This window comes from Citrobacter sp. U14242 (assembly GCF_046555775.1).
In the GTDB taxonomy this organism is placed as follows: domain Bacteria; phylum Pseudomonadota; class Gammaproteobacteria; order Enterobacterales; family Enterobacteriaceae; genus Citrobacter.
Genome location: NZ_JBKGLW010000006.1, coordinates 150,051 through 171,706, shown reverse-complemented (window position 1 = coordinate 171,706; position 21,656 = coordinate 150,051). Strand labels below are relative to the sequence as shown.

Below are 21,656 nucleotides of genomic sequence, written 5' to 3'. Positions count from 1 at the left end.
GCGACATCATTCATGTCGCCTTTAGCCAAAAGAAAGTATGCAGATTATTTATTCTCTACTTTAGGAAGATTAATCCCGCTGATACCGCCTTCGTTGGTTACCTGTGTATAGCCCATCCTGGTCAGCATATCTGTTGCCATCCCGGATTGGCGACCTGAGTTGCAATACAACTTCACAGTGTCGGTCTTATCAGGGACTTCTGCTGCAATTCGTGCCTGCAAATCCTTTAAAGGGATGTTGATGGCCCCCAGAACATGTTCCTGCTGATATTGCTCAGGAACACGAACATCAATCCAGTGCTCGGCCGCAAATACCGGCATGCCGATGACCAGCGCCAGCGCGAATACTCCTTTTTTCAACATAGTATCGTTCCGTTAAATGATGGAAAGTCACCTAACACTATATACTTGATCTTAAGGAAATATTGCGAGCATGCTATCACTGGCCATAGCGTTGGGAAATTTTCCTGGCAACTTTGTTTAATAATGGCTCCAGAACCAACACCAGCAACATCTTTAACGGACGGCGAGCTACGGATTTCACCGCCCACCCCGCAACGCCCGCGGGGCCGTAGCGAAGCGCAGTCAGAAGCACCAGCTTGCCTGCTATTTTAAAGCCCGGCTTAACCCTTTGCCCGGCACGTTGCCAGCGATTATTCATTTCAATCCTCACAATTGACGGAAACGACTGCGTAATGTGAAGGTATCCGATGTCACATAACGTTCCATTTCACGCAAACGCTTTTCGCTCGCGGCCAGTTCACGATCGACGGAATCTAACAGTTCCCCGCTCGATGGCTGTTGCTCGCCGGATGCGACGTTGTCCGGCATTGGATCCAGCACAAACGTCAACACGATGTAGGCAACTACAGTGAAAAAGGCCAGACCAAAAAAGACTGACAGTACCACCAGGATCCTTACCAGCTTCACGGGGACATCGAGATAGTGCGCAATACCGGCACAGACCCCTTTTACCATGCCCTGCTGTGGGATACGCCACAGTTTTTTGTTCAGGTTAACGCCCCCCATTAGCGGTCCCTCCAGTTTGGATGTTCGGCATCAAGGATATCTTCCAGCGCCTGAATACGTTCACGCATGCGCTGTGCATCATTGTTGAGTTCCACCAGACGTTGCTGATCGCTTTGCGACAGCTCACCACGGCTGGAACGGTTGCTGTAATGCAGCCACAGCCAGATCGGCAAAACAAACAGCACAAAGATAGTTAACGGAATGGCCAGAAATAGCGCGCTCATGAGTACTCCTTACAGGTGATGAGCGGCGGCGCGTTCGGGCGCCGCCAGTTGTTATTATTGCTTGTCTTGCTGCATTTTGGCTTTAAGCTGCGCCAGCTGCTCGCTGATTTCATCATCTGCTTTCAGGTCAGCAAATTGCTGATCCAGAGATTTTTGCTTACCAAAGTTATGGCTTTCGGCTTCCGCTTCCATCTGATCAATACGGCGCTCAAAAGATTCAAAGCGGGCCATTGCTTCATCCAGTTTGCCGCTGTCCAACTGACGACGGACATCGCGGGAAGAACTCGCCGCCTGATGACGCAACATCAATGCCTGCTGACGAGCTCGGGTTTCGCTGAGTTTGTTTTCCAGCTCACCAATCTCTTTTTTCATACGCGCCAGCGTATCGTCAACCAGCGTCACTTCATGCTCCAGAGAAACAATTAAATCAGTCAGTTTCTGCTTTTCAATTAAGGCAGAACGCGCCAGATCTTCTTTCTCTTTACGCAGCGCCAGCTCCGCTTTTTCCTGCCACTCCGCCTGCTGCGCACTGGCCTGTTCAATCCGGCGGGACAGCTGTTTCTTTTCTGCCAGTGCACGCGCTGAGTTAGATCGAACCTCAACCAGCGTGTCTTCCATTTCCTGAATCATCAACCGCACCAGTTTCTGCGGATCTTCGGCCTTTTCCAGCAACGCATTAATATTGGCGTTCACGATGTCGGCAAAACGAGAAAAAATACCCATAATGTAATCCTCACTTACTGTTCTGATATCGGGCAATGCCCTGCTGCTTCCATAATGCACTTGTCGTGCCAATTTTTTATATTATTGATTTTAATGATAATATCTAATTTTACCTGACGAGATAATTAGGGTAGATTGGTGAATAACACTAACAAATGGTGAATTTCATCATGGCAGGATACAAAGATAATCTTCTGGGCGAAGCAAACAGCTTCATTGAAGTGCTGGAACAAGTCTCCCATCTGGCCCCCCTGGAAAAACCTGTGCTGGTTATCGGTGAGCGTGGAACAGGAAAAGAGTTAATCGCCAACCGTCTGCACTACCTTTCCACACGTTGGCAAGGACCGTTTATTTCTCTTAATTGTGCGGCGCTCAACGAAAATTTACTCGATTCCGAACTCTTCGGCCACGAAGCTGGCGCTTTTACCGGGGCGCAAAAACGCCATCCTGGTCGCTTCGAACGCGCCGACGGCGGGACGCTTTTTCTTGATGAACTGGCAACCGCACCGATGCTGGTACAAGAGAAATTACTGCGCGTTATTGAGTATGGAGAACTCGAGCGCGTAGGCGGTAGCCAGCCGCTGCAGGTTAACGTGCGACTGGTCTGTGCCACCAATGCCGACTTACCGGGAATGGTCAGTGAAGGTACTTTCCGCGCAGACCTGTTGGATAGACTGGCCTTTGATGTCGTGCAACTTCCACCTTTACGGGAACGTAAAAGCGACATCATGTTGATGGCCGAACATTTTGCGATTCAAATGTGCCGCGAGATTGGATTGCCGCTGTTTCCCGGTTTTAGCGCACAAGCCAGAGAAACACTTCTCCACTATCGTTGGCCGGGCAATATCCGTGAATTGAAAAACGTTGTTGAACGCTCGGTATACCGACATGGTACCAGCGAATATCCACTGGACGAGGTAGTGATAGATCCGTTTAAGCGCCACACCACAGACGTTCAGCAGCAGGAAACCCACTCTACAATGGCAACGTTACCGCTGGATCTCCGCGCATTCCAGCAACAGCAAGAAAAGACGTTTCTGCAAACCAGCTTACAGCAGGCAAAATTCAACCAGAAAAAGGCCGCCGAACTGCTTGGGCTGACGTACCATCAGCTCCGCGCGTTGCTTAAAAAACACCAGATTTAGCGATTCATGGTTATACAAAATCCTATTCTACGGTAACAAATGTCTGGTGGTAAATTTGACAGACGTCAAAATCAGGCAGGGATAGAGAATATTGCGCCGCATTCTTGCATAAGTTTCGTACCGATCCCATAATGAATGAACGTTCATTCATTTAGTCATCACAAGGCGACCAAAACGGATACGCCTTGACGATCCTCCTTAGAAACTGACAGCAGGTAAATTATGGCCAAAAAAACGCTTCGACTTTCCTTCCCCCAATGGCAGGGAGGCAACAATCCCCCCTATCATCTCGGATCACTTCTGTTGTCTTTTCTCTCGCCTGAAGCGAATGGCCCCGTCGAGGATGTTCCCGTTGCTTTGCCAGAAAGTGAGCCGCTGGCTGTAATCGATGGCATTACTGGTAAACCACAGATTCTTAAACAGTTAAACGATGCAGCGACGCTTATTGAAAAACACGATCCCGACGCAATTGTCGTATTAGGTGGTGACTGCCTGGTTTCTTTGGTGCCCTTCGCGCATCTGCTGCATAAGTACGGTGATACGCTGGGGGTGCTTTGGATCGACTCTCACCCCGACGTGCAGACGGCTGAACAGTATCCAAATGCGCATGCCCATGTACTTGGCGCGCTGATCGGCACGGGCGATAAAGATTTAGTAGCCCACGTCACGCACAAGGTTTCTCCGTCAAAAATTATGATTGCCGGTATTCACAATCTACTGATATACGAAAGCGACTATCTGACCCATCACAGTATTGCGACGACTGGCCCTGATGATGTTAAAAACGGTGCAAACGAGGTTATGGCGTGGATTGTCCGCGAGCACATTGAATATCTGGCGATTCATATTGATCTGGATGTTCTGGACCCGTCACTTTTCCGTTCTGTTTTGTTCGCCCAACCAGGCAGAGGGGAACATGATTTTGGCGATGTGGCTGAGGGTAAACTGACTATTGAAGAGGTGCTTAAACTGGTTAATCTTGCCACCGCAAACGCAGAGGCCGTCGGGCTGACCATTGCTGAACATCTGCCATGGGATATGGTAAATCTCAAGAATATGCTCAGTGCATTACCTCTCATGAAGTAACGCAAGATATCTATCAATCTCATCGCTGGTTCCAGGCCTTAAAGCGCGGTAAAGTTTCGCCATAGATTCAAAAATAAAGGTCGATATGCTAAAGAATACTGAAACCTACCATAAGCTTATTACCGCTGCTGCAGCCTGTTTTGCTGAGAAAGGATTCAATGCTACCAGCGTGCGCGAAATTTCCACGCGTGCAGGTATCAGCCAGGGAGCTATGTACACTTACTTCAAAAGTAAGGATGAGCTTATACGGGCAATCGTTCTGGAAGAGCAAAACACTGCCCTGGCTGCCCATAATGAGCCCTGTAGCGGATCGTTTTTTGATCGTCTTTGCAGGCAGGTCGTTTCTTGTATAAGCAATGTCGGTTACCCTGTCACGCACCACCTTTGGGTAGAAATCATGGCCGAATCGGCACGCAACCCGGCGCTCAGGGAAGCGTTTATCGCCAGCGATAACATAATGCGACAAAGCATTGCGGGAATAATTGCGCAAGGTATCGCCGCAGGAGAGTTTCGTCGGGATATTAACCCGGAAGCGATAACCATCATTCTGTTTGCATTTATTGACGGGCTGATTGCCCGTAAGGCTATTAACCCTGCGTTCTCATTGGCCACAGATGTGCCAGCGTTCCCTGATTTAATGTCAAAACTGCTCAAATAAAACACTTCTCTCACCTGTTTTCTGATCTTTCCCCTACCCACTTCGCGCCAGAAGTGGGTATTGCGGACATCAACACAATCAATACACAACGTATCAATTTGTACAATTAATGGTGGATTGCACCTGAGATCCCAACCACGAGAAAAAACAAAAAATCATTTCTGCGATCTCATCATTTCTATCCGGCATTACAGCCATACACCCTGATGCTATACAAATATCTCAGCTGATATGCCGAGCGCTTTACGCCGCTCACAGGGGCAGCAGTCGCTGCAAAAAGAGACTGGATGCATGGATGACGAAGGTGTATAAGATAATACAAATAGTATTATTTTATACCAAATGAATCATCATTATTTAAGCTGGAGATTGAAACATGCCCACAAATATTACCCTGAACACAACGACGGATAGCTTCCCGCCAGCGGGCCATTACTCACACAGTGTGACTGCCGGAGGATTCGTTTTCATTTCCGGACAGTTACCTGTCACGACTAATGGTGAAAGAAAAGCGGATGCTTCTTTTGAAGAACAGACCAGACTGGCTCTACAGAATGTTGATGCTTGTCTGGCGGGGGCCGGCGTTTCTCGCCAGCAACTGGTATCGGTACGCGTTTATGTCACGGACATTAACCAGTGGCCGACATTTAACCGGCTCTACGGCGAATGGATCGGTGATTCACGTCCAGCCCGTGCTGTTGCTGGTGTTTCCGAGCTTCATTACGGCTTTGCTGTAGAAATTGAAGCCATTGCGTTAGCACAACAAGTGTGACTTTTAACTGCTACAGGTGAACAACAATGACTGAAATGACACTACCTGATTACCACGATGTTGCCGCAGCCGCTGAGCGCATCGCAGGTTATGCTAACAAGACACCGGTTATGACATCACGAACGGTGAATGAAGAATTTGGCGCTGAGGTTTTCTTTAAATGCGAAAACTTCCAGCGGATGGGGGCATTTAAGTTCCGTGGCGCGATGAATGCCTTGCGTCAGTTTACGTCAGAACAGAGCATGGCCGGCGTCGTGGCTTTTTCATCCGGAAACCATGCTCAGGCAATTGCTCTGTCCGCAAAATTGCTGGGTATTCCAGCGACAATTATCATGCCGCACGACGCGCCAGCCGCTAAAGTTGCGGCCACGAAAGGGTATGGCGGACATGTTGTGATGTACGACCGTTACACTGAAGATCGTGAAAAAATTGGCCGGGATCTGGCAGAAAAACAGGGACTGACGCTGATCCCACCTTACGATCACCCGCACGTTATTGCAGGCCAGGGTACCGCCACGAAAGAACTGATTGAAGAAGTTGGTGCTCTGGATGCCCTTTTTGTTTGTCTGGGTGGTGGCGGTCTTCTGTCTGGTTCCGCACTGGCTGCGCGACACTTGTCCCCTGATTGTCTTATCTATGGTGTAGAGCCTGAGGCAGGCAACGACGGTCAACAGTCGTTTCGCAGTGGCAAAATTGTGCACATCGATACGCCGAAAACCACTGCAGATGGCGCGCAGACCCAACATCTTGGACAGCATACCTTTCCACTGATCCAGAAACATGTTAACGATATTCTGACGGTTTCAGATGATGAATTAATTGCCGCGATGAAATTTATCGCGGAACGAATGAAAATGGTCGTGGAGCCGACGGGCTGCCTTGGTTTTGCCGCCGCAAGAGCGCGAAAAGCGGACCTTCGAGGAAAGAAAATTGGCATTATCATCAGTGGTGGCAATGTTGATATCAGCCGCTACAGTGAATTCCTTGCCAGGTAATCTCATTAAGGTATCTGCGGTGCGGATGCCTTATCCCTATGCGCCTGTTCCAGTCTGGAAAAGAGGTCCCGGGACGCTGTAAACTGGCCGCCAAAATGGCAACAGGCATCACTGCAGGAGACTGGCATGCCAAAAACCAACGATAACTCGCTACTCAATCAAATCGATATCATCGCCAAAGGACTGAGCGACACATTCTCTCCGTTTTGCGAGGTTGTGGTTCATGACCTCAAGAACCCTGAGCATGCGATCTTATCCATACACAATAATCTGTCCGGTCGCAAACCTGGTCAGCCCGCAACGGAGCTTGGACTGGCGCGGATCGCATCACCTGATTTTCCCAACATCGTTGCCAACTACAGCAATCAGTTTGCTGATGGCCGTCCGGTAAAAAGTACCTCTATTGGCATCAAGGACGAACAAGGCATATACGTCGCGGCGCTCTGCCTGAATGTTGATATGACGCTATTTCGCGGGATGCAGAGTGCGCTTGCACGGTTTACTGAAACCGAGTGCTCACCGGTCAGCGAACACCTCGATCCTGGCAGTAATGAAGTGATTCGCCAGCGTATTGATGACTTTGCGGCTAAACGCGCAACAACGGCGCGGGCGCTGAAAACAGAAGACAGAAAGGTACTGATTCAACAATTGCGAAAAGAAGGTTTACTGAACGTACGAAAATCCATGGATACGGTGGCGCAGCATCTGGGGGTGTCCAGAGCAACCGCCTACCTGTACGCCCGTCAGGCTAACGCTATCGGCGAATAAGTTGGTCGTTTGACGCGAGGACTGGAATCAGTTTACCATGCTGCAAATACTGTATATAAAAACAGGGTTAGCATTATGACTCTAGCGTTAATAGACGAAAAAATCGACAGGAACCGCTTTACCGGGGCGAAAATTGAAAACAGCACGTTTTTTAACTGCGACTTTTCTGGCACCGACCTTAGTGGCACTGAATTTATCGGTTGTCAGTTTTACGACCGTGAGAGCCAAAAAGGGTGTCATTTCAGCCGGGCTATCCTGAAGGATGCCATCTTTAAAAACTGTGATTTATCAATGGCAGACTTCAGAAATATCAGCGCACTGGGTGTTGAAATCCGCGGATGCCGCGCTCAGGGTGCGGATTTTCGCGGCGCAAGTTTTATGAATATGATAACCACGCGTACCTGGTTCTGCAGCGCATATATCACCAACACCAACCTGAGCTACGCCAATTTTTCAAAAGTTGTGTTAGAAAAGTGTGAGCTGTGGGAAAACCGCTGGATTGGCACGCAGATCCTCGGTGCAACATTTAGCGGCTCCGATCTCTCTGGTGGTGAGTTTACATCGTTCGACTGGCGAGCCGCGAACTTCACGCATTGCGATCTGACCAATTCTGAACTGGGTGATTTAGATGTTCGGGGTGTCGATTTACAAGGCGTTAAGCTGGACAGCTACCAGGCCTCTTTGATCCTGGAACGGCTTGGGATTGCCATTATCGGTTAGCCCCGGCCAGTCAAGCGCGCAGTACACAAGAGGCGGAGGATCCCCGCCCCTGCGTATCTGCTCTGTTACCCCTCAGGCATTGCTGAAGAGTGGTGGGTGGAAATTTTCCACGCCTTCCCATCCCATGCGTAAGTAAACGTATAACGGGCCGAAACAGTCGATTTATCTGCGAAGGTGAAGGTATAAGTACCAGCATCAATCGCCTTATTACAGCCAAGGCGAATGGTTCGACTGTCAATTTTCCCGGTAGGTTTTTTCGCCAGGAAATGCTCAAAATAATCCTCACGTTCAGCATCTGTTAAACGGGCTTTATTCGATACTGTGGGTAGTAATACTGCATCACTAAGATAATTTTCGGATACCGTCTTCGCATTACCCGTTTTCAGTGATTCATTCCACTTGTCGAATAGCGCTTCGATTTGCGCGTTGCTCACCTTCACACATTCTGGAGCCGGAGTCGCAAAAACGGGACCCGATAAAAGGATCAGTGAAACTGCAAAACCAAATAATTTCTTCATAGTAATCATTCCATTAATGGTTAGATGGCCGCGAGAAGGTCATTGATAACCGGATAGTCAACTCACCTGTAATAACCAATAGAAACCATTAACCTACGCCGGGTGTAGAAAATAAAGACGCCAGAAAAAAGATGGGTAAGTAATACGATGAAATAATTAGATATTTTTTCTTTATTGCTCTGTATTTAACATAAACCACTACCTGAATGATTATAGTTCAGCATTCATATGATTTCTGTACCTCTTCCAGATCCCCTAACGCTATCTCTTCCTTAAGTTTCGGCACTTGCGGCACTACAGCGCATAAATTTGGCTTAGCTATACCCTCACGAGGCTCGCGCTTCGTTTATTACGGGTCAGATGGGGCATGAAAATGCTAAGATAGTTTATGAGTTATATTCAAAGTGGATCGCTGGTATGAATATTGACCAGGCCGCAACGTTGAATTTGCAACGAACTGTATGGTTGCGCCCAAACTCAAACGGTAATGGCGAATGTCATTAAATATTAGTAAGATAGCTTCTTTATTCATAGCCCCTTAAAATTATGCGCCTGGTTTTATCAACTCTGATCGTGATGGCTGGACTTCTGAGTGGTCAGGCTGTTGCCGCGCCTGAGCAGACCACGCACGCTGATATTCGTGACAGCGGCTTTGTCTATTGCGTCAGCGGGCAAGTCAATACATTCAACCCACAGAAAGCGAGCAGCGGCCTGATTGTCGACACCCTGGCTGCCCAACTCTATGACCGGCTGCTTGATGTGGACCCGTACACCTACCGACTGGTGCCAGAACTGGCTGAGAGCTGGGAAGTGCTGGACAACGGTGCAACCTACCGTTTCCACTTGCGCCGCGACGTCTCGTTTCAAAAGACGGCCTGGTTTGCGCCTACCCGTAAGCTAAATGCAGATGATGTGGTGTTTACCTTCGAGCGCATATTTGACCGCCACCATCCGTGGCACAACGTCAATGGCAGCAGTTTTCCCTACTTCGATAGCCTGCAATTCGCTGACAACGTGCAAAGCGTGCGCAAGCTGGATAACAACACGGTCGAATTTCGTCTGACTCAGCCAGATGCCTCCTTCCTGTGGCACCTGGCGACACATTATGCCTCTGTAATGTCAGCTGAATATGCCACACAACTGGCCAAACAAGATCGCCAGGAATTACTCGACAGACAGCCCGTCGGCACAGGACCGTTCCTGCTTTCAGAAAACCGCGCGGGACAATATATTCGTCTACAACGTCACGAAAAATTCTGGCGCGGCACGCCCCTGATGCCACAGGTCGTTGTGGATCTCGGTTCAGGCGGAACCGGACGGCTATCAAAGCTCCTGACCGGGGAGTGCGACGTTCTGGCCTGGCCTGCGGCCAGTCAGCTCACCATATTACGTGATGACCCACGTCTGCGCCTGACGCTGCGTCCTGGAATGAACATTGCCTATCTGGCATTCAACACCAATAAACCGCCGCTGGATAACCCCGCAGTGCGGCATGCGCTGGCACTGGCCATTAACAACCAGCGTCTGATGCAGTCTATCTACTACGGTACGGCAGAAACTGCAGCATCTATTTTGCCCCGCGCCTCGTGGGCTTATGACAACGAAGCTAAGATTACTGAATACAACCCAGCTAAATCCCGTGAACAGTTAAAAGCACTGGGACTGGAGAACCTGACGTTGCAATTGTGGGTCCCGACCAGCTCTCAGGCCTGGAACCCGAGTCCGCTGAAAACAGCGGAACTGATCCAGGCAGATATGGCGCAGGTGGGTGTGAAAGTGAAGATCATCCCGGTTGAAGGTCGTTTTCAGGAGGCGCGATTAATGGATATGAACCATGATCTGACGTTGTCCGGTTGGGCGACGGACAGTAACGATCCTGACAGCTTTTTCCGACCGCTGCTCAGTTGTGCCGCCATCAACTCACAGACCAACTTCGCGCACTGGTGTAATCCGCAGTTCGACAACATACTGCGCAAAGCATTGTCCTCGCAGCAGCTCTCCTCACGTATTGACGCCTATGACGAAGCACAAAATATCCTGGCGCAAGAGTTGCCGATCCTGCCGTTGGCCTCATCATTGCGTCTACAGGCTTACCGTTATGACATCAAAGGTCTGGTGCTAAGTCCGTTCGGGAATGCCTCCTTTGCCGGGGTTTCCAGGGAAAAGACTGACGAGGTGAAAAAACCATGATTATCTTCACCCTGCGTCGCTTCTTATTGCTGCTGGTCACCCTGTTCTTCCTGACATTCATTGGATTCAGCCTGAGCTACTTCACCCCCCATGCGCCGTTACAAGGTGCATCGCTGTGGAACGCCTGGATATTCTGGTTCAACGGTCTGATTCACTGGGATTTTGGCGTTTCCAGTATTAACGGTCAGTTAATCTCAGAACAGCTGAAAGAGGTTTTCCCCGCCACGATGGAGCTGTGTATTCTTGCCTTTGGGTTTGCGCTGATGGTCGGGATCCCCATCGGCATGCTGGCCGGCATCACGCGCAATAAATGGCAGGATCGCTGCATCAGCGCATTGGCGTTGATGGGATTTTCCATTCCCGTTTTTTGGCTGGCGCTGCTGCTCACACTCCTCTTCTCACTGACTCTCGGCTGGTTACCCGTTTCGGGACGTTTCGATTTGCTTTACGAAGTAAAACCGGTGACCGGTTTCGCCATTATTGATGCGTGGATCTCTGACTCCCCCTGGCGCGACGAAATGGTGGTCAGCGCAATCCGTCATATGGTGCTTCCGGTATTGACGCTTTCCGTCGCGCCCACGACGGAGGTTATTCGCCTGATGCGGATCAGTACCATTGAGGTTTTCGATCAGAACTATGTCAAAGCGGCAGCCACGCGCGGTTTGTCACGCTTCACCATTCTGCGTCGCCACGTATTGCACAACGCCCTTCCGCCGGTCATTCCTCGTCTGGGATTACAGTTTTCCACCATGCTGACGCTGGCGATGATCACCGAGATGGTCTTTAGCTGGCCAGGGCTGGGGCGTTGGTTGATTAACGCCATTCGCCAGCAAGACTACGCCGCGATTTCGGCGGGGGTGATGGTGATTGGCTCGCTGGTTATTATCGTTAACGTCATCTCTGATATTTTGGGTGCTATGGCTAACCCTCTGAAACATAAGGAATGGTATGCCCTACGATAGCACTTATAAATAGCGCAAATAAAATCATAAAAATCAGTAGATTAGAAATATTATTTTCGTGAATTTACTGATTTTAATACACAAAAATGTACACATTATTTTTTTCTTTCCGGCAGTTATCATCAATTCATTAACTGCCGGATATTTCCTCTCTCCCCAATCAGTGGCCCACAGGTTTCAATTCACCACGATTACAGGAAACTTTTTGTACAATGTCGATAATCCAACATCGTATATGATCGCTACCTGCTTTCTGTCCATACCACCTTTTATCAATCTCCCCATCTGGGCCCACTCATCATCACTAAACTTTGGCCTCCTTCCACCTATCCTCCCTTCTGCACGTGCGGCTGCTAAACCGGCCCGGGTGCGTTCTACAATAAGCTCTCTTTCCATTTCAGCCAGCGCGCCCATTACATGAAAGAAAAATCTCCCCATAGGCGTACTCGTATCGATGCTATCCGTCAGGCTCCTGAAGTTAACCCCTTTCTCCCGCAGTTCCTCCACTAACACAACAAGATGTCGCATGCTGCGACCGAGCCGATCCAGTTTCCATACCACCAGCGTATCGCCTTCAGATAGCGTCCGGAGCACCTTTTTTAATCCTGGCCTGTCGGACACCTTACCGCTGATCTTGTCTTCGAAAATCAGCTCACATCCTGCACTCTCGAGCGCATTTCGCTGGAGTGCAGTGTTCTGGTCATTTGTTGACACGCGTACATAGCCAATAAGCATGAGTTTCCTTCCCCCAAAAGGCCGGAATCATGCCACCTGATCGATAAATGATCATTATTAAAAACGTTGGTCTGCGAGAAAGCGTTTCTGAATCTGGTTTTTTCCAGTTAGGAGATTTCCAGGTTGTATGGGGGCGGGGTTCAACGGGCAGCAACGGTACAGGAAATGTTCAGTTTCCACGCGCTTTTGTTGGCATACCATATCTGGTTGCACCGTCAGATATTTCTTCAGGTCCTGAAGGGGTTAATGCTGTCGGGTGGGATTTATCAAATAGCACGGCAGCAGGAGCCAGAATTCTTTCTGCTGACTCTAAATCTTCGGGGATCGCTACCACCTTTTCTTATATCGCAATTGGTAAGGGGGTTGTATGAAGTATTGCGCATTGAATAACGGATTTTATGGCGACAACACTCCCGATGACAAAATCCCGGGGAGTTTTGTGCATATCAGCGACGACGAAGGCCAGCGAATTTTAGACAGCCAAATTAATGGTCAGATTCAGCCCGATGATAATGGTTTTCCTGTTCTGGTTCCGTACCCTGAATTAACTAAAGATGAGCAGCAGGAACGTGCAGAGCAGAAACGACGGTCGCTAAAATTGGTCGCTGATACAGAAATTGAGTGGCGACAGTACGCTGTTGAAAGAGGCAAAGCGACGGAAGAAGAAGCCGCCGCTTTGATTGCATGGCAGGACTACCGGCTGGATTTGATGCGGGTTGATACGTCAAAACCTGTCTGGCCTACGCCTCCGGGGGAACAGGCCAGTTGATATCCGGTGCGGTGCTGGTATCTATTGCTGTCACCGCATCAATATAGTCCATCCAGGCGTTAAGGCTGGCGGATTCAGTATCCGTTAGCTTACGCCCCATCAGCAGCTTGGTTTGCCAGACGACAATTCGGCTGGTCGCCGCATCAATACGGGCGCGTTTTTCCGCTTCAGCCTCTGCGACTAATTCATCGTGAGATTTTACCGGCTCGGGAATATCAGGAGCAGTGAAAGTGCCATCAGCATATAACCAGCCAATTCCTACACCATCAGCAGCCGGTATTGCAACGCCATTATCAGGTGACCATTCTGATTCACCATCCCATAAGACGACGTTCACGACGGTGTTATTTTCAATTACTGCGTATGTTTTGCTCATCGCATCACCACTCAATCATCACAATACCAGGCGCACCGTTACCGCCATTTCCACCGCGAGCAGTTAAGGGGGCAGTACCATATTTACCACCGCCTGATCCACCACCGGAGCCGTACCCGGAACCCGCCGTGCCGTCAGTTCCCTGATCCGTTCCCGCACGACCAGCGCCACCACCGCCCCCGAACGGCGACGATGCTCCAGGTGCTCCGTTACCCGAACCGACACTTAAATTTCCATCACCACCATAGCTTCCGGTCGGGAAACCCTGCCCGTAACCGCCTCCTGGGGCAGTATTCTGTCCGTTACCGGCATTTACTCCAGGCTGGCCACCATGCAACCTAATCAGGTCTCCAATAACCGTATCACCTCCAGCGGTAGGTGCAGACCCGGTTGCAGTACTGGCAATAGAACCAACCCCACCTGAACCAATGGTGATGTTGATAACCGTTCCCGGTGTAACTGCGAATTTCCTTTTTACAATGGACTCGCCAGCCCCGCCAGAACCACCGCCGCCACCAAAGAATGATGAATCACCGCCACCACCAGAACCGCCACCACCTCCACCCGCAGCAGCGGAGATACACAGTTCAGTAACGCCCGCAGGAACAGTGAAGTTTCCACTCGTCGTAAAGGTGGCAAATCCGGTTTCGTGCAAACCAAGGTTTGCGAGACCGTTTTTTGAAGTTAAGACAGGAGTCCATTTCGCGGATGGCGGCTGGCTACCAACATTGGCATTTTGTAAGGACTGATAAGATTCACCGTTATGTGTGCAGATTGAACCGAGATGATATTCCTGCTCAGCATGCCACTCTGGAATTCCCATCTGGTGCTGATACGCAATGAACTGACTCATTGCATACATTGCCGCATTGAAGTCCTCAAGCGAGGGGTGCTCTGAAGCGCCAACAATGCCCCATCCGCGCAGGAAAGATGCCGTGATCTGCGAGGTCAGATCATCTGCCTGATTTGTTTCACCAAACACAGTTCTTTCCAGCCCCTGAGCATCAGAGGCAAAAGCCCGAACATTTCCCTGGTATCGTGCAATCTTAGACATGGATTTTCCTCGAAAAAAAACCGCCCTGGTAGGCGGTATTGAATTTGCTGGCGAAGCCTCTGGCCGAAGGGTTTCGCGAGAAACCGAATGTCAGACCTGGAGTCACCTGATAAAAATAATCGTATCGAACGCCTGCAGGTTTTGGCAGCAGGCCAAGCTTCACAATCAAGCGTAACTCTTCAACTGATACCTGCGGCGAAACGTTCAGCGCAAGTGTCATGTCTTTTCTGTCGGTCACGTAAGCTTCGCCGTTGAATGCCGTCTGTATAACATCCTGCAGGCTGACTCGATCGTCTGACGCTATCGTTGTACCTGCGGCGTTTCGCGCAATTTTGACCCGGAGGAACCTGCGATACTCATTGTCAGCCAGTTGATAGTCGCCATATGCCGGAGAAAACTTGCTGTAGAAAGGTGCTCCGGCATACGCCGCATTAGATTTGCTGTCGAAGCCTGCGGTATTCAGATGCCCGTCAAACCCGAAAAATACACGGGCAATAACAGCAGGGACGCTACGGGGAAGGCCGACTATCCGGCCAATGACATCAAGCCGGTATCCGGTAACCCGGTCGAGATCAAAGTTATCTGGGTTACGAATAAAATCGGCGATGATTTGCCAGTGCCTGAGCATGGTCTGTATCTCTGACCTTGCTTTTTTCTTCTCCCAATACTGCTTGATGAGCATTAGTGTGTAGCGGTTAATGATGTCGTCATTCACTGGAGTACCTCATTAACGTCTATATTTTCCACACCCAAAGTGAACTTTCCCTGAAAACCCGGCGAAAGCTCAGCATCGGTGTAATCGACTCCATTGCTGCTAATTTGCAGGTTGGTCAGCACAAAATTCACCCGCCCGACACCGTAGCCATTCTCATAAAATTCGTTGGCATCCACAGACTCACCGATGTGCATGGTGCGAGATATAAGTGATTTTTTGAGGGTATCGATATCTATCGGTTCGTTTTGAATCTTACGGCGGGCAGTAAGCCTGATATGAAGCGGTTTGTAGATGGGACGATCAAGCTGAAGCTCATGGGCTATCGGAAATGAGGTGCCGTCAGGCCGAATCAGGGTTTCGGTGTAGCGACCGGTTATACTGCCTTTCGTTCCCGTGCCACCACCTTTCTGTTTAACCATGACCTCCACAATTTCTGAGATCGCACCGCCTTCCACGACAAGCCATATAGAGTTTGCCGGAATACCCGTAGTTTGATCATCGATTTTCGTGTCGTTCTCACCAATATTCAGATCAATTACGCCTGTCAGTTGGGCAACTTTTGCGAAGACAGCACCAGTGCTTCCTGTTGCCGGATTCTCAAGAGACCGATTCCGGCGCTGCCTGAACTCTTCTGGCGTCTCTTCATCACGCCCCACCACAACCTCTGAATCAGAGATAATGCTCACAATCCCTGGTTCTGGTGTGAGTTGAGTGAAGGTATCGGTGATCAGTCCTGTAACCTTCCCAAAATTTTGAGCAAAAAAGGTAGCAGTTGTGACGCCCGCCGGAATGGTCACATCCTGTCGGATAACCCAGACCTGATTGGCCTGGTCCCGTATCTTGTACCCGCTATAGAGAAGTAACGGCCTGTCTGTTGTGACTTTAAGGTCACGTTGCGAACGTGAACCCGGGCGCATGAAAAGACCGTGAAGTTTGGCAATAATCTGCTGCATATCACCCGTATTAAAATCAGGGTCCATTTGGGAATAAAGCCATTGCAGCGCGGCTTCAATATCTGCCCGAGCCTGAGCTTCGATTGCCACACGTTGACCGTCTGGAGACTCCTGGTCTAAATCAATATCCTGCCCATAAATCCCTTTATAGCCATCACTCAGCATCTGAAACAAATCTCTGAATGTATTTATCTCCAGACCGTTGTCATTAAACTGTAGTGCCATTTTTCAACGCTCCGCTGACTGGGAAGGTGATCGTCTGCTCGTCATAGACGGTCTCAATGCTGAGTTCGATTTTTTGTAACCGGGTGGCTTTATTGACCTCCATCGCCAGCTCTGTGATGCGCATAACTCCGTCCGTCGCCAGTGTCACACGCTCGATCTCCCGCAAAATTTCCTGCTCGGTGTTTTTTTCTGATAACAGGTAAAGCCAGTCGATGTTGTCATCCATGTTGAGAGGGTTATCGTTTTTGAACGAGAGAATCCGGCATTTCACTTTCTGTGCGATAGCTACACCGCCAGTAATATAATTCGCTCGCCCGCGCCCAAATCCCCAGTCGTGATTTTTATCCAGTGCTGAAACAATCATGAGATCTCCGTGACGATACCGTTGGTAACTGTGATTGTTTTCCCGTCATCGCTTCGAAATGAACCAGACACACCTGATTTGCCGCCTGTCTTTACCTGGGAATATTGAAGTACATTCAGAACATCGCATTCTTCCAGAGTCGTCTTGCCCTCTTTCTGGGTAATATTCCCTGTGAGGTTTAAATCACCTTCATGGTCAGTATCCCCCTTAATCATCCGGTTCTTCTTAGGAATAGCGATAGCGGTGGCCTGTGGATTAACCCCACATAGAGCAAAGCCATCTGAATAATCGTGCATGCGCATTTCAAGTGGTGAAACAAAGTCGCTACCCGCATACCAGGCGTCATAGCAACGCTCAGAGATTAGAACGAGGCAATAGTCACCAGCCGCAATTGGTTCAGCGATATAACTATCACCACCTTGCAAAATTACCGGGGGTACTTCGATGAACTCTGGGAGCTGCCTGCTGCTCCCCTTCACAACCCGATTGATAACGGGGGCGCAACTGATTGTTTTGTCATTTACAGACGTTATTTTTGCGACAACAATGGTGTGAACATCGGCCAGAGCAAATTCAACACCCAGGCCGATTGTGTCGTGAAGTTCTTCAACCATATTTTTTCTCTGGGATGAATTATGAAAAAATTGATTTGCATTGCTGGATTGTTATTTGCCACAGCATCTATCGCTGGGCCTTACGCAGAAATTGCGAAATCTAAGTTTGAAAGCGCCATGCTCGAAGCACTTCAGGCAACTAATGCTAATCAGAAAAAAATAAATGAAGGCATGTCTCAGTTACCAGCCATGGAAAAACAAATGAGAGGGGTAGTTCGTGAAGGCTTAAAAGAAAAAAAGTCATGTTCTAAGATAAAGCGAGACTTCATCAAGGAACAAAAACAAATGATGGAAAAGGAAGATTGGCCGGATCAAGACTTTGTCGAGTCATTTCTTTCTGCGGGTGGTGATTATGTCGCAACTATTTGCATCGATATGAAATAGTCACTTAATTACCCTGTAGCTCCCTGCTGGCTGACAGACGACCTTCTGATACCAAGCTGGCCCGTTGTTCTGCCCACTGGTTTCAATCTGGTATATCTTATAAACCCCGTTTAACGCGGGGTTCATGACACTCTCCATCGCACAAAGTCCTCCAATTACCAGCATAGGATTCAGTTTCGTATCGAATACTATTTGCCCTTTTGATGACTTGGCTAAGGTGCTCGAATCGGTGTCTTTTTTGCCTGCCGGATCAGTATCAGGATCATTGGTTGGAGTTTTGGCCTTCTTACCGCCGTCATCCTGTGCGCTAATCTTCGTGGCCTGCGGGGTGTTTAGCAGACCGCTTCGCGCGTTCACGACTGGAATGTTACCCGATGTAACCTCATTAGCTTTGAGGATGTGGACGCGCTCATCTTTGATGAAAAATGACTCGTCAGGCGCAAGGGTATCGGTAAGAATTTTACTGGAGCTACCTACCAGAACCTTCGGCCTGATGAGTGCCTGTTGCTTCGTCACAGAGCCTTTCTTCGTGTTCGGCATGTCCTGCAAGACAGAATCGACGACCTGCTCTTTCCCGTGTACCGTGCGCGATGTGAAGGAATTGATATAGTCATGACCGCCATCCTCACATTCCAGGCTAACGATGTGGATAGCACCCTCGCGCTTTACTGCCCCGCTTTTAACTGAACCCTGAAACACCTGGCGCAGCCTGCCATTGTAACCAACCTCGAGGCGAACGGGGATATACTTCTCTTCATCTTCAGATTTGAGCAATTGCAGACGCGTGGAGGGATTTAAACCGTTGATGGACACACTCAACTTACCCAGAGACTTTTTGCTGACCGATTCAAGCGCCTTGAAAGATATCGTTATCGGCGGTTGAATAGTTACAGCCTGATTGCCGATCCCAACCGTCAGGCGATAGTCACGATAAAAGGTTTCCATCACGGCACGTCCCCCCCGCGAATCTCTATCATTTCTTCCGGTGTGAGCATATAAAGATTACAGCGCCCGGTAAGAAAATCATCAGCACGATACGGATCAATGCCGGCGTTATCTGTAGCAAGCACCGCAATATCAAAAGGCCAGTTTTTGTGACGAAAATGTAGCGTTCCCAGCGAAAGCTTTACGCCATCGATGTAATCGCCATTGTACTCAACACGCATCTTCCACATTTCAACTGTGGGCAGGTGACGGAGGGTAACTACAACCTCACCACGGTCAAAAATCAAGGCATGCCGCTGAATAGGTTCATCTGTAACATTAGTTATTTGATTCATCAGTTTTTACCAAAGATTGCATCTTTAAATGAATAAGCTACAGATTTCGATTGGCCGCTTTTTTTTGAATTATCTGCCGGAGTCTGCGCCCCCTTATTTGCAACGCCCGCCGTTTTTGATTTAGCGACTGCCGACGGCGATTTGAAGTGCTGCTCTATCGGTGCGGTAGTTAGTTGCGTGAAGGTGATCTTTGTAAAACTGGCCTCAAACTTAGTTTCCATCGTCTGATTGTCAGTGCTGATGAGCAGGCCGCTTAATGCCATATTTTCATGGGTGCGATAATCTACCTCCACGGAAATAAGTTGCTTGCCGTAGTACACACCCTCAATAAAATCGAGGAATTGCTCTCTGATACCTTTTGCGCCACCAGTAGACGGGCTGCCCACCAGCCCAAACAGGTCGGCGCCTTTATCAGCCAGGCGTTTTGCCTTTAAGATGGCCTGCTCTGCGCGGTCGGCAATCTCATTCATTTTCTGCAACTGCTGCTGCGTCTTTGCGGGGATATACTCCAGCACCTCGCCATACTTCGAATAATCAGGCATCAGGCTAAAAGAAGAGTTTGGTTTTGCATCGACATAGATATCGGCCACAACACCGCTGATTTTTATCGTCAGCGGGCCATTAATAATATCGTCAGACGCGTTACTACCGTCCTCCAGCACGTCTACCGGAACCTGAGAGGGGTAATCAGTCGAATCACTCACGCGAGCGAACATTGAGAACCCGCCGATCCCTACCTTTTTAACTGTATCCTTGCCAGAAGATTGCGCCTGCATGAGGCCGTCTAGAATTCCCATTAACGCCCTCCTCTGCCACTCAACCGGTTGGCATCCTTCATGTTTTGTTGCAGGCTATCTGCCGCGGTATTCCCGGCTACAACTGGATCAGATGTATTGATGTGAATCGTGTTCTGCTGGCTGACATTTGAATTGCTTGTCATACCACCACCAGCGATACCCACCGCAGCATTCATGCCGTAAGGAATACCATCAGGACTAATGCCACCGTTACCGCCGCCGGTTACACCCTGCTGCTGTTCATCCTCACCGAACCCGAAGAAAGACTTCGTGGCATTCCAGGTATTTGAAGCAGCATTGTTGATCGTGTTTTTAATCGTCTCACCGAGGTTTGCGAACAGCCCCATTACCCACTGCATAAATTCATCAAACGGTTTTCTGAGCAGAGCGACACTTTCAGTGAAAGATTTCACAACATCATCCCACGCCCCCTGAAAATCGCCTGTAACCACTTTACTCAGCGCGCTAAAGAGCAGTTTGATATTCTCAACACCCTGTTTGAATACATCGATGATGTAATCGACCACCACCATGACCGCGTCTTTAATCGCCAGCAAACCGGGGACGATATCGATCCCCCATGTGTCTTTAAAGAAATCAGCAATAACGCTTTGGCCGCCTTCCATCGCCGTTAACAGATCATCTATGACGAGGATAACGCCCAGGATTGCTGCGGTGATAAGGACTACTGGAGACATCAGCACGCCCATTGCCGTTGCAAGCCCGCCAGTGACAAGCCACCAGGCAGAGAAAGCGATAGTGATAGCAGCGACAATCGGCAGGAAGCGGCGGATCATACCCATAACGGAGAAGATAATTTCCCCAAGATGGGCCAGACCGTTCTTGATGAGATCCTTGTTAGCAATGAGAAAGTCTGTAAACCCATCCACCAGGTCTTTCAGCACCGGTACAAATCCGACGGCAACCTGAAATTTGATACCATCAAAGCCTTTCCCTAGCGTGGTAAGAGAATCGTTATAGGCAGCAAACTGATCGGCCTGGTCTTGCGTGACAACACCAAGCGCCTCAGCCTTGTCCTGCAACGAAGATATTTCGTCACCCGTCATGGATAACAACTGCACCATGGAACGGTCGATACCCATCTTATCCAGAACAGAAAACTTCTCTGCCTGGCTCATGCCGTGCAGTTTGTCGGCCAGTTCACGAAATATCACATCGGAGTTTTTTACCTGCCCGTTCATATCCTTGAACTGAAGACCCAGCCTTTCCGCAACGTCTTTCGCTTCCCCCTCTCCGGTGGAAACGAACTCCCCCACTCTTTTTGTCATCTCGCCGAGCGAAGCCTGCAACGCATCAACACTTGAACCATTTACGGACGCCGCATAGCCCAGAGTCTGGACAGTCTCGATCGCCACTCCCGTTTCCCGGGAGAACTGGACCAGCGGATCAATAGACTGACTGATAGACGTCACCCAGCCAGCAACCCCAGCAGCCGAACCGGCGATAGCTGCGCCAAGCCCGGCAAGCAGACCAATGGATGCTTTCAGATTCGCGTTGAAGGTTTCCTGTGGTGCCAGATCACCAATAAAACCGAATTTGGTAATAAGTTCGTTAACTATCGCCATTCCGGGCCTTCTCCA

Annotated in this window: 29 protein-coding genes; 12 read left to right on the top strand and 17 right to left on the bottom strand. The window is 49.3% G+C overall.

Annotation, left to right across the window (positions count from 1 at the left end; all coding sequences use genetic code 11):
- Positions 1 to 44: 44 nt before the first annotated feature.
- From pspE to pspA, 5 genes are all read right to left on the bottom strand, one after another.
- On the bottom strand, positions 45 to 362 hold the full coding sequence (pspE, locus tag ACLJXE_RS11915; protein WP_410750941.1) for a thiosulfate sulfurtransferase PspE: 318 nt from the start codon (positions 360 to 362) through the stop codon (positions 45 to 47).
- 76 nt (positions 363 to 438) lie between these two features.
- Complete coding sequence (gene pspD, locus ACLJXE_RS11910; protein WP_286628756.1) at positions 439 to 660, bottom strand: phage shock protein PspD; 222 nt, start codon at positions 658 to 660, stop codon at positions 439 to 441.
- A gap of 8 nt (positions 661 to 668) precedes the next feature.
- The gene (gene pspC / locus ACLJXE_RS11905; protein WP_137381742.1) at positions 669 to 1,028 is read right to left on the bottom strand and encodes an envelope stress response membrane protein PspC; all 360 of its coding nucleotides are present in this window, start codon (positions 1,026 to 1,028) and stop codon (positions 669 to 671) included.
- Entirely contained in the window at positions 1,028 to 1,252 is a 225-nt protein-coding gene (pspB, locus tag ACLJXE_RS11900; RefSeq protein ID WP_048211519.1) for an envelope stress response membrane protein PspB, read from the bottom strand. Before pspB ends, pspC begins: the two co-directional genes overlap by 1 nt.
- Before the next feature lie 54 nt (positions 1,253 to 1,306).
- A complete protein-coding gene (gene pspA / locus ACLJXE_RS11895; RefSeq protein ID WP_006684341.1) occupies positions 1,307 to 1,975 on the bottom strand; it encodes a phage shock protein PspA in 669 nt (222 codons plus the stop codon).
- Between the two features lie 155 nt (positions 1,976 to 2,130).
- Between pspA and pspF the strand changes: the two genes are divergently transcribed.
- The 7 genes from pspF (at position 2,131) to ACLJXE_RS11860 (ending at position 8,119) form a co-directional block, all read left to right on the top strand.
- A complete protein-coding gene (gene pspF, locus ACLJXE_RS11890) occupies positions 2,131 to 3,120 on the top strand; it encodes a phage shock protein operon transcriptional activator (protein WP_286628755.1) in 990 nt (329 codons plus the stop codon).
- A 222-nt stretch (positions 3,121 to 3,342) separates the two neighbouring features.
- Positions 3,343 to 4,206, top strand: a complete 864-nt coding sequence (locus ACLJXE_RS11885; RefSeq protein ID WP_410750940.1) for an arginase family protein — start codon at positions 3,343 to 3,345, stop codon at positions 4,204 to 4,206.
- 85 nt (positions 4,207 to 4,291) lie between these two features.
- Positions 4,292 to 4,864, top strand: coding sequence for a TetR/AcrR family transcriptional regulator (locus tag ACLJXE_RS11880; RefSeq protein ID WP_410750939.1), 573 nt, complete (start codon positions 4,292 to 4,294; stop codon positions 4,862 to 4,864).
- Positions 4,865 to 5,240: 376 nt separating this feature from the next.
- Positions 5,241 to 5,636 (top strand): RidA family protein, encoded by a 396-nt coding sequence (locus tag ACLJXE_RS11875; RefSeq protein WP_286628751.1) that lies wholly within the window; start codon positions 5,241 to 5,243, stop codon positions 5,634 to 5,636.
- A 26-nt stretch (positions 5,637 to 5,662) separates the two neighbouring features.
- Positions 5,663 to 6,631 (top strand): threo-3-hydroxy-L-aspartate ammonia-lyase, encoded by a 969-nt coding sequence (locus ACLJXE_RS11870; RefSeq protein ID WP_410750938.1) that lies wholly within the window; start codon positions 5,663 to 5,665, stop codon positions 6,629 to 6,631.
- A gap of 126 nt (positions 6,632 to 6,757) precedes the next feature.
- On the top strand, positions 6,758 to 7,399 hold the full coding sequence (locus tag ACLJXE_RS11865; protein WP_410750937.1) for a transcriptional regulator: 642 nt from the start codon (positions 6,758 to 6,760) through the stop codon (positions 7,397 to 7,399).
- Between the two features lie 75 nt (positions 7,400 to 7,474).
- Positions 7,475 to 8,119, top strand: a complete 645-nt coding sequence (locus tag ACLJXE_RS11860; protein WP_410750936.1) for a QnrB family quinolone resistance pentapeptide repeat protein — start codon at positions 7,475 to 7,477, stop codon at positions 8,117 to 8,119.
- A 65-nt stretch (positions 8,120 to 8,184) separates the two neighbouring features.
- On the opposite strand, the gene ACLJXE_RS11855 is transcribed toward ACLJXE_RS11860, so the two are convergent.
- Positions 8,185 to 8,637: an SgcJ/EcaC family oxidoreductase gene (locus tag ACLJXE_RS11855; protein ID WP_410750935.1), complete on the bottom strand. Its 453-nt coding sequence runs from the start codon at positions 8,635 to 8,637 to the stop codon at positions 8,185 to 8,187.
- Positions 8,638 to 9,183: 546 nt separating this feature from the next.
- Here ACLJXE_RS11855 and sapA point away from each other — a divergent pair.
- Together sapA and sapB are read left to right on the top strand one after the other, a co-directional pair.
- Positions 9,184 to 10,827: an ABC transporter substrate-binding protein SapA gene (sapA, locus tag ACLJXE_RS11850; RefSeq protein WP_410750934.1), complete on the top strand. Its 1,644-nt coding sequence runs from the start codon at positions 9,184 to 9,186 to the stop codon at positions 10,825 to 10,827.
- Positions 10,824 to 11,789 carry a peptide ABC transporter permease SapB gene (gene sapB, locus ACLJXE_RS11845; protein ID WP_286628743.1) on the top strand — a complete coding sequence of 322 codons (966 nt, stop codon included), beginning with the start codon at positions 10,824 to 10,826 and terminating at the stop codon, positions 11,787 to 11,789. Before sapA ends, sapB begins: the two co-directional genes overlap by 4 nt.
- 177 nt (positions 11,790 to 11,966) lie before the next feature.
- On the opposite strand, the gene ACLJXE_RS11840 is transcribed toward sapB, so the two are convergent.
- A complete protein-coding gene (locus tag ACLJXE_RS11840; protein WP_155021098.1) occupies positions 11,967 to 12,524 on the bottom strand; it encodes a recombinase family protein in 558 nt (185 codons plus the stop codon).
- Positions 12,525 to 12,571: 47 nt separating this feature from the next.
- Between ACLJXE_RS11840 and ACLJXE_RS11835 the strand changes: the two genes are divergently transcribed.
- The gene (locus tag ACLJXE_RS11835) at positions 12,572 to 12,895 is read left to right on the top strand and encodes a hypothetical protein (protein ID WP_410750933.1); all 324 of its coding nucleotides are present in this window, start codon (positions 12,572 to 12,574) and stop codon (positions 12,893 to 12,895) included.
- Positions 12,892 to 13,293, top strand: coding sequence for a tail fiber assembly protein (locus ACLJXE_RS11830; RefSeq protein WP_410750932.1), 402 nt, complete (start codon positions 12,892 to 12,894; stop codon positions 13,291 to 13,293). The genes ACLJXE_RS11835 and ACLJXE_RS11830 overlap by 4 nt, the downstream gene beginning before the upstream one ends.
- Here the strand turns inward: ACLJXE_RS11830 and ACLJXE_RS11825 are convergent.
- The 6 genes from ACLJXE_RS11825 to ACLJXE_RS11800 are packed head-to-tail and all read right to left on the bottom strand — an operon-like array spanning position 13,265 to position 17,594.
- Entirely contained in the window at positions 13,265 to 13,669 is a 405-nt protein-coding gene (locus ACLJXE_RS11825) for a tail fiber assembly protein (RefSeq protein WP_208469302.1), read from the bottom strand. The two genes, ACLJXE_RS11830 and ACLJXE_RS11825, sit on opposite strands and share 29 nt — an antisense overlap.
- 4 nt (positions 13,670 to 13,673) lie before the next feature.
- Positions 13,674 to 14,723 (bottom strand): hypothetical protein, encoded by a 1,050-nt coding sequence (locus tag ACLJXE_RS11820; RefSeq protein ID WP_410750931.1) that lies wholly within the window; start codon positions 14,721 to 14,723, stop codon positions 13,674 to 13,676.
- Positions 14,716 to 15,438, bottom strand: a complete 723-nt coding sequence (locus ACLJXE_RS11815; protein ID WP_410750930.1) for a DUF2612 domain-containing protein — start codon at positions 15,436 to 15,438, stop codon at positions 14,716 to 14,718. Before ACLJXE_RS11815 ends, ACLJXE_RS11820 begins: the two co-directional genes overlap by 8 nt.
- Positions 15,435 to 16,616, bottom strand: a complete 1,182-nt coding sequence (locus tag ACLJXE_RS11810; protein ID WP_410750929.1) for a baseplate J/gp47 family protein — start codon at positions 16,614 to 16,616, stop codon at positions 15,435 to 15,437. The genes ACLJXE_RS11815 and ACLJXE_RS11810 overlap by 4 nt, the downstream gene beginning before the upstream one ends.
- Positions 16,600 to 16,980 carry a hypothetical protein gene (locus tag ACLJXE_RS11805; RefSeq protein ID WP_137364429.1) on the bottom strand — a complete coding sequence of 127 codons (381 nt, stop codon included), beginning with the start codon at positions 16,978 to 16,980 and terminating at the stop codon, positions 16,600 to 16,602. Before ACLJXE_RS11805 ends, ACLJXE_RS11810 begins: the two co-directional genes overlap by 17 nt.
- Positions 16,977 to 17,594 carry a Gp138 family membrane-puncturing spike protein gene (locus tag ACLJXE_RS11800; protein WP_155021104.1) on the bottom strand — a complete coding sequence of 206 codons (618 nt, stop codon included), beginning with the start codon at positions 17,592 to 17,594 and terminating at the stop codon, positions 16,977 to 16,979. Before ACLJXE_RS11800 ends, ACLJXE_RS11805 begins: the two co-directional genes overlap by 4 nt.
- A gap of 21 nt (positions 17,595 to 17,615) precedes the next feature.
- On the opposite strand from ACLJXE_RS11800, the gene ACLJXE_RS11795 reads away from it, so the two are divergent.
- Positions 17,616 to 17,978: a hypothetical protein gene (locus ACLJXE_RS11795; RefSeq protein ID WP_155021105.1), complete on the top strand. Its 363-nt coding sequence runs from the start codon at positions 17,616 to 17,618 to the stop codon at positions 17,976 to 17,978.
- On the opposite strand, the gene ACLJXE_RS11790 is transcribed toward ACLJXE_RS11795, so the two are convergent.
- From ACLJXE_RS11790 to ACLJXE_RS11775, 4 genes are read right to left on the bottom strand one after another with little or no spacing between them, the layout of a single operon-like run.
- Complete coding sequence (locus ACLJXE_RS11790) at positions 17,979 to 18,923, bottom strand: hypothetical protein (RefSeq protein WP_142879119.1); 945 nt, start codon at positions 18,921 to 18,923, stop codon at positions 17,979 to 17,981.
- On the bottom strand, positions 18,923 to 19,258 hold the full coding sequence (locus tag ACLJXE_RS11785; protein WP_155021106.1) for a hypothetical protein: 336 nt from the start codon (positions 19,256 to 19,258) through the stop codon (positions 18,923 to 18,925). The genes ACLJXE_RS11790 and ACLJXE_RS11785 overlap by 1 nt, the downstream gene beginning before the upstream one ends.
- The gene (locus tag ACLJXE_RS11780; RefSeq protein WP_155021107.1) at positions 19,258 to 20,055 is read right to left on the bottom strand and encodes a phage baseplate protein; all 798 of its coding nucleotides are present in this window, start codon (positions 20,053 to 20,055) and stop codon (positions 19,258 to 19,260) included. The genes ACLJXE_RS11785 and ACLJXE_RS11780 overlap by 1 nt, the downstream gene beginning before the upstream one ends.
- The gene (locus tag ACLJXE_RS11775) at positions 20,055 to 21,641 is read right to left on the bottom strand and encodes a hypothetical protein (RefSeq protein WP_410750928.1); all 1,587 of its coding nucleotides are present in this window, start codon (positions 21,639 to 21,641) and stop codon (positions 20,055 to 20,057) included. Before ACLJXE_RS11775 ends, ACLJXE_RS11780 begins: the two co-directional genes overlap by 1 nt.
- Between the last annotated feature and the right edge of the window lie 15 nt (positions 21,642 to 21,656).

Coding starts and splice junctions, on each gene's coding strand:
- pspE (WP_410750941.1), bottom strand. CDS start 362: ATGTTGAAAAAAGGAGTATTCGCGCTGGCGCTGGTCATCGGCATGCCG.
- pspD (WP_286628756.1), bottom strand. CDS start 660: ATGAATAATCGCTGGCAACGTGCCGGGCAAAGGGTTAAGCCGGGCTTT.
- pspC (WP_137381742.1), bottom strand. CDS start 1,028: ATGGGGGGCGTTAACCTGAACAAAAAACTGTGGCGTATCCCACAGCAG.
- pspB (WP_048211519.1), bottom strand. CDS start 1,252: ATGAGCGCGCTATTTCTGGCCATTCCGTTAACTATCTTTGTGCTGTTT.
- pspA (WP_006684341.1), bottom strand. CDS start 1,975: ATGGGTATTTTTTCTCGTTTTGCCGACATCGTGAACGCCAATATTAAT.
- pspF (WP_286628755.1), top strand. CDS start 2,131: ATGGTGAATTTCATCATGGCAGGATACAAAGATAATCTTCTGGGCGAA.
- ACLJXE_RS11885 (WP_410750940.1), top strand. CDS start 3,343: ATGGCCAAAAAAACGCTTCGACTTTCCTTCCCCCAATGGCAGGGAGGC.
- ACLJXE_RS11880 (WP_410750939.1), top strand. CDS start 4,292: ATGCTAAAGAATACTGAAACCTACCATAAGCTTATTACCGCTGCTGCA.
- ACLJXE_RS11875 (WP_286628751.1), top strand. CDS start 5,241: ATGCCCACAAATATTACCCTGAACACAACGACGGATAGCTTCCCGCCA.
- ACLJXE_RS11870 (WP_410750938.1), top strand. CDS start 5,663: ATGACTGAAATGACACTACCTGATTACCACGATGTTGCCGCAGCCGCT.
- ACLJXE_RS11865 (WP_410750937.1), top strand. CDS start 6,758: ATGCCAAAAACCAACGATAACTCGCTACTCAATCAAATCGATATCATC.
- ACLJXE_RS11860 (WP_410750936.1), top strand. CDS start 7,475: ATGACTCTAGCGTTAATAGACGAAAAAATCGACAGGAACCGCTTTACC.
- ACLJXE_RS11855 (WP_410750935.1), bottom strand. CDS start 8,637: ATGAAGAAATTATTTGGTTTTGCAGTTTCACTGATCCTTTTATCGGGT.
- sapA (WP_410750934.1), top strand. CDS start 9,184: ATGCGCCTGGTTTTATCAACTCTGATCGTGATGGCTGGACTTCTGAGT.
- sapB (WP_286628743.1), top strand. CDS start 10,824: ATGATTATCTTCACCCTGCGTCGCTTCTTATTGCTGCTGGTCACCCTG.
- ACLJXE_RS11840 (WP_155021098.1), bottom strand. CDS start 12,524: ATGCTTATTGGCTATGTACGCGTGTCAACAAATGACCAGAACACTGCA.
- ACLJXE_RS11835 (WP_410750933.1), top strand. CDS start 12,572: ATGATCATTATTAAAAACGTTGGTCTGCGAGAAAGCGTTTCTGAATCT.
- ACLJXE_RS11830 (WP_410750932.1), top strand. CDS start 12,892: ATGAAGTATTGCGCATTGAATAACGGATTTTATGGCGACAACACTCCC.
- ACLJXE_RS11825 (WP_208469302.1), bottom strand. CDS start 13,669: ATGAGCAAAACATACGCAGTAATTGAAAATAACACCGTCGTGAACGTC.
- ACLJXE_RS11820 (WP_410750931.1), bottom strand. CDS start 14,723: ATGTCTAAGATTGCACGATACCAGGGAAATGTTCGGGCTTTTGCCTCT.
- ACLJXE_RS11810 (WP_410750929.1), bottom strand. CDS start 16,616: ATGGCACTACAGTTTAATGACAACGGTCTGGAGATAAATACATTCAGA.
- ACLJXE_RS11805 (WP_137364429.1), bottom strand. CDS start 16,980: ATGATTGTTTCAGCACTGGATAAAAATCACGACTGGGGATTTGGGCGC.
- ACLJXE_RS11800 (WP_155021104.1), bottom strand. CDS start 17,594: ATGGTTGAAGAACTTCACGACACAATCGGCCTGGGTGTTGAATTTGCT.
- ACLJXE_RS11795 (WP_155021105.1), top strand. CDS start 17,616: ATGAAAAAATTGATTTGCATTGCTGGATTGTTATTTGCCACAGCATCT.
- ACLJXE_RS11790 (WP_142879119.1), bottom strand. CDS start 18,923: ATGGAAACCTTTTATCGTGACTATCGCCTGACGGTTGGGATCGGCAAT.
- ACLJXE_RS11785 (WP_155021106.1), bottom strand. CDS start 19,258: ATGAATCAAATAACTAATGTTACAGATGAACCTATTCAGCGGCATGCC.
- ACLJXE_RS11780 (WP_155021107.1), bottom strand. CDS start 20,055: ATGGGAATTCTAGACGGCCTCATGCAGGCGCAATCTTCTGGCAAGGAT.
- ACLJXE_RS11775 (WP_410750928.1), bottom strand. CDS start 21,641: ATGGCGATAGTTAACGAACTTATTACCAAATTCGGTTTTATTGGTGAT.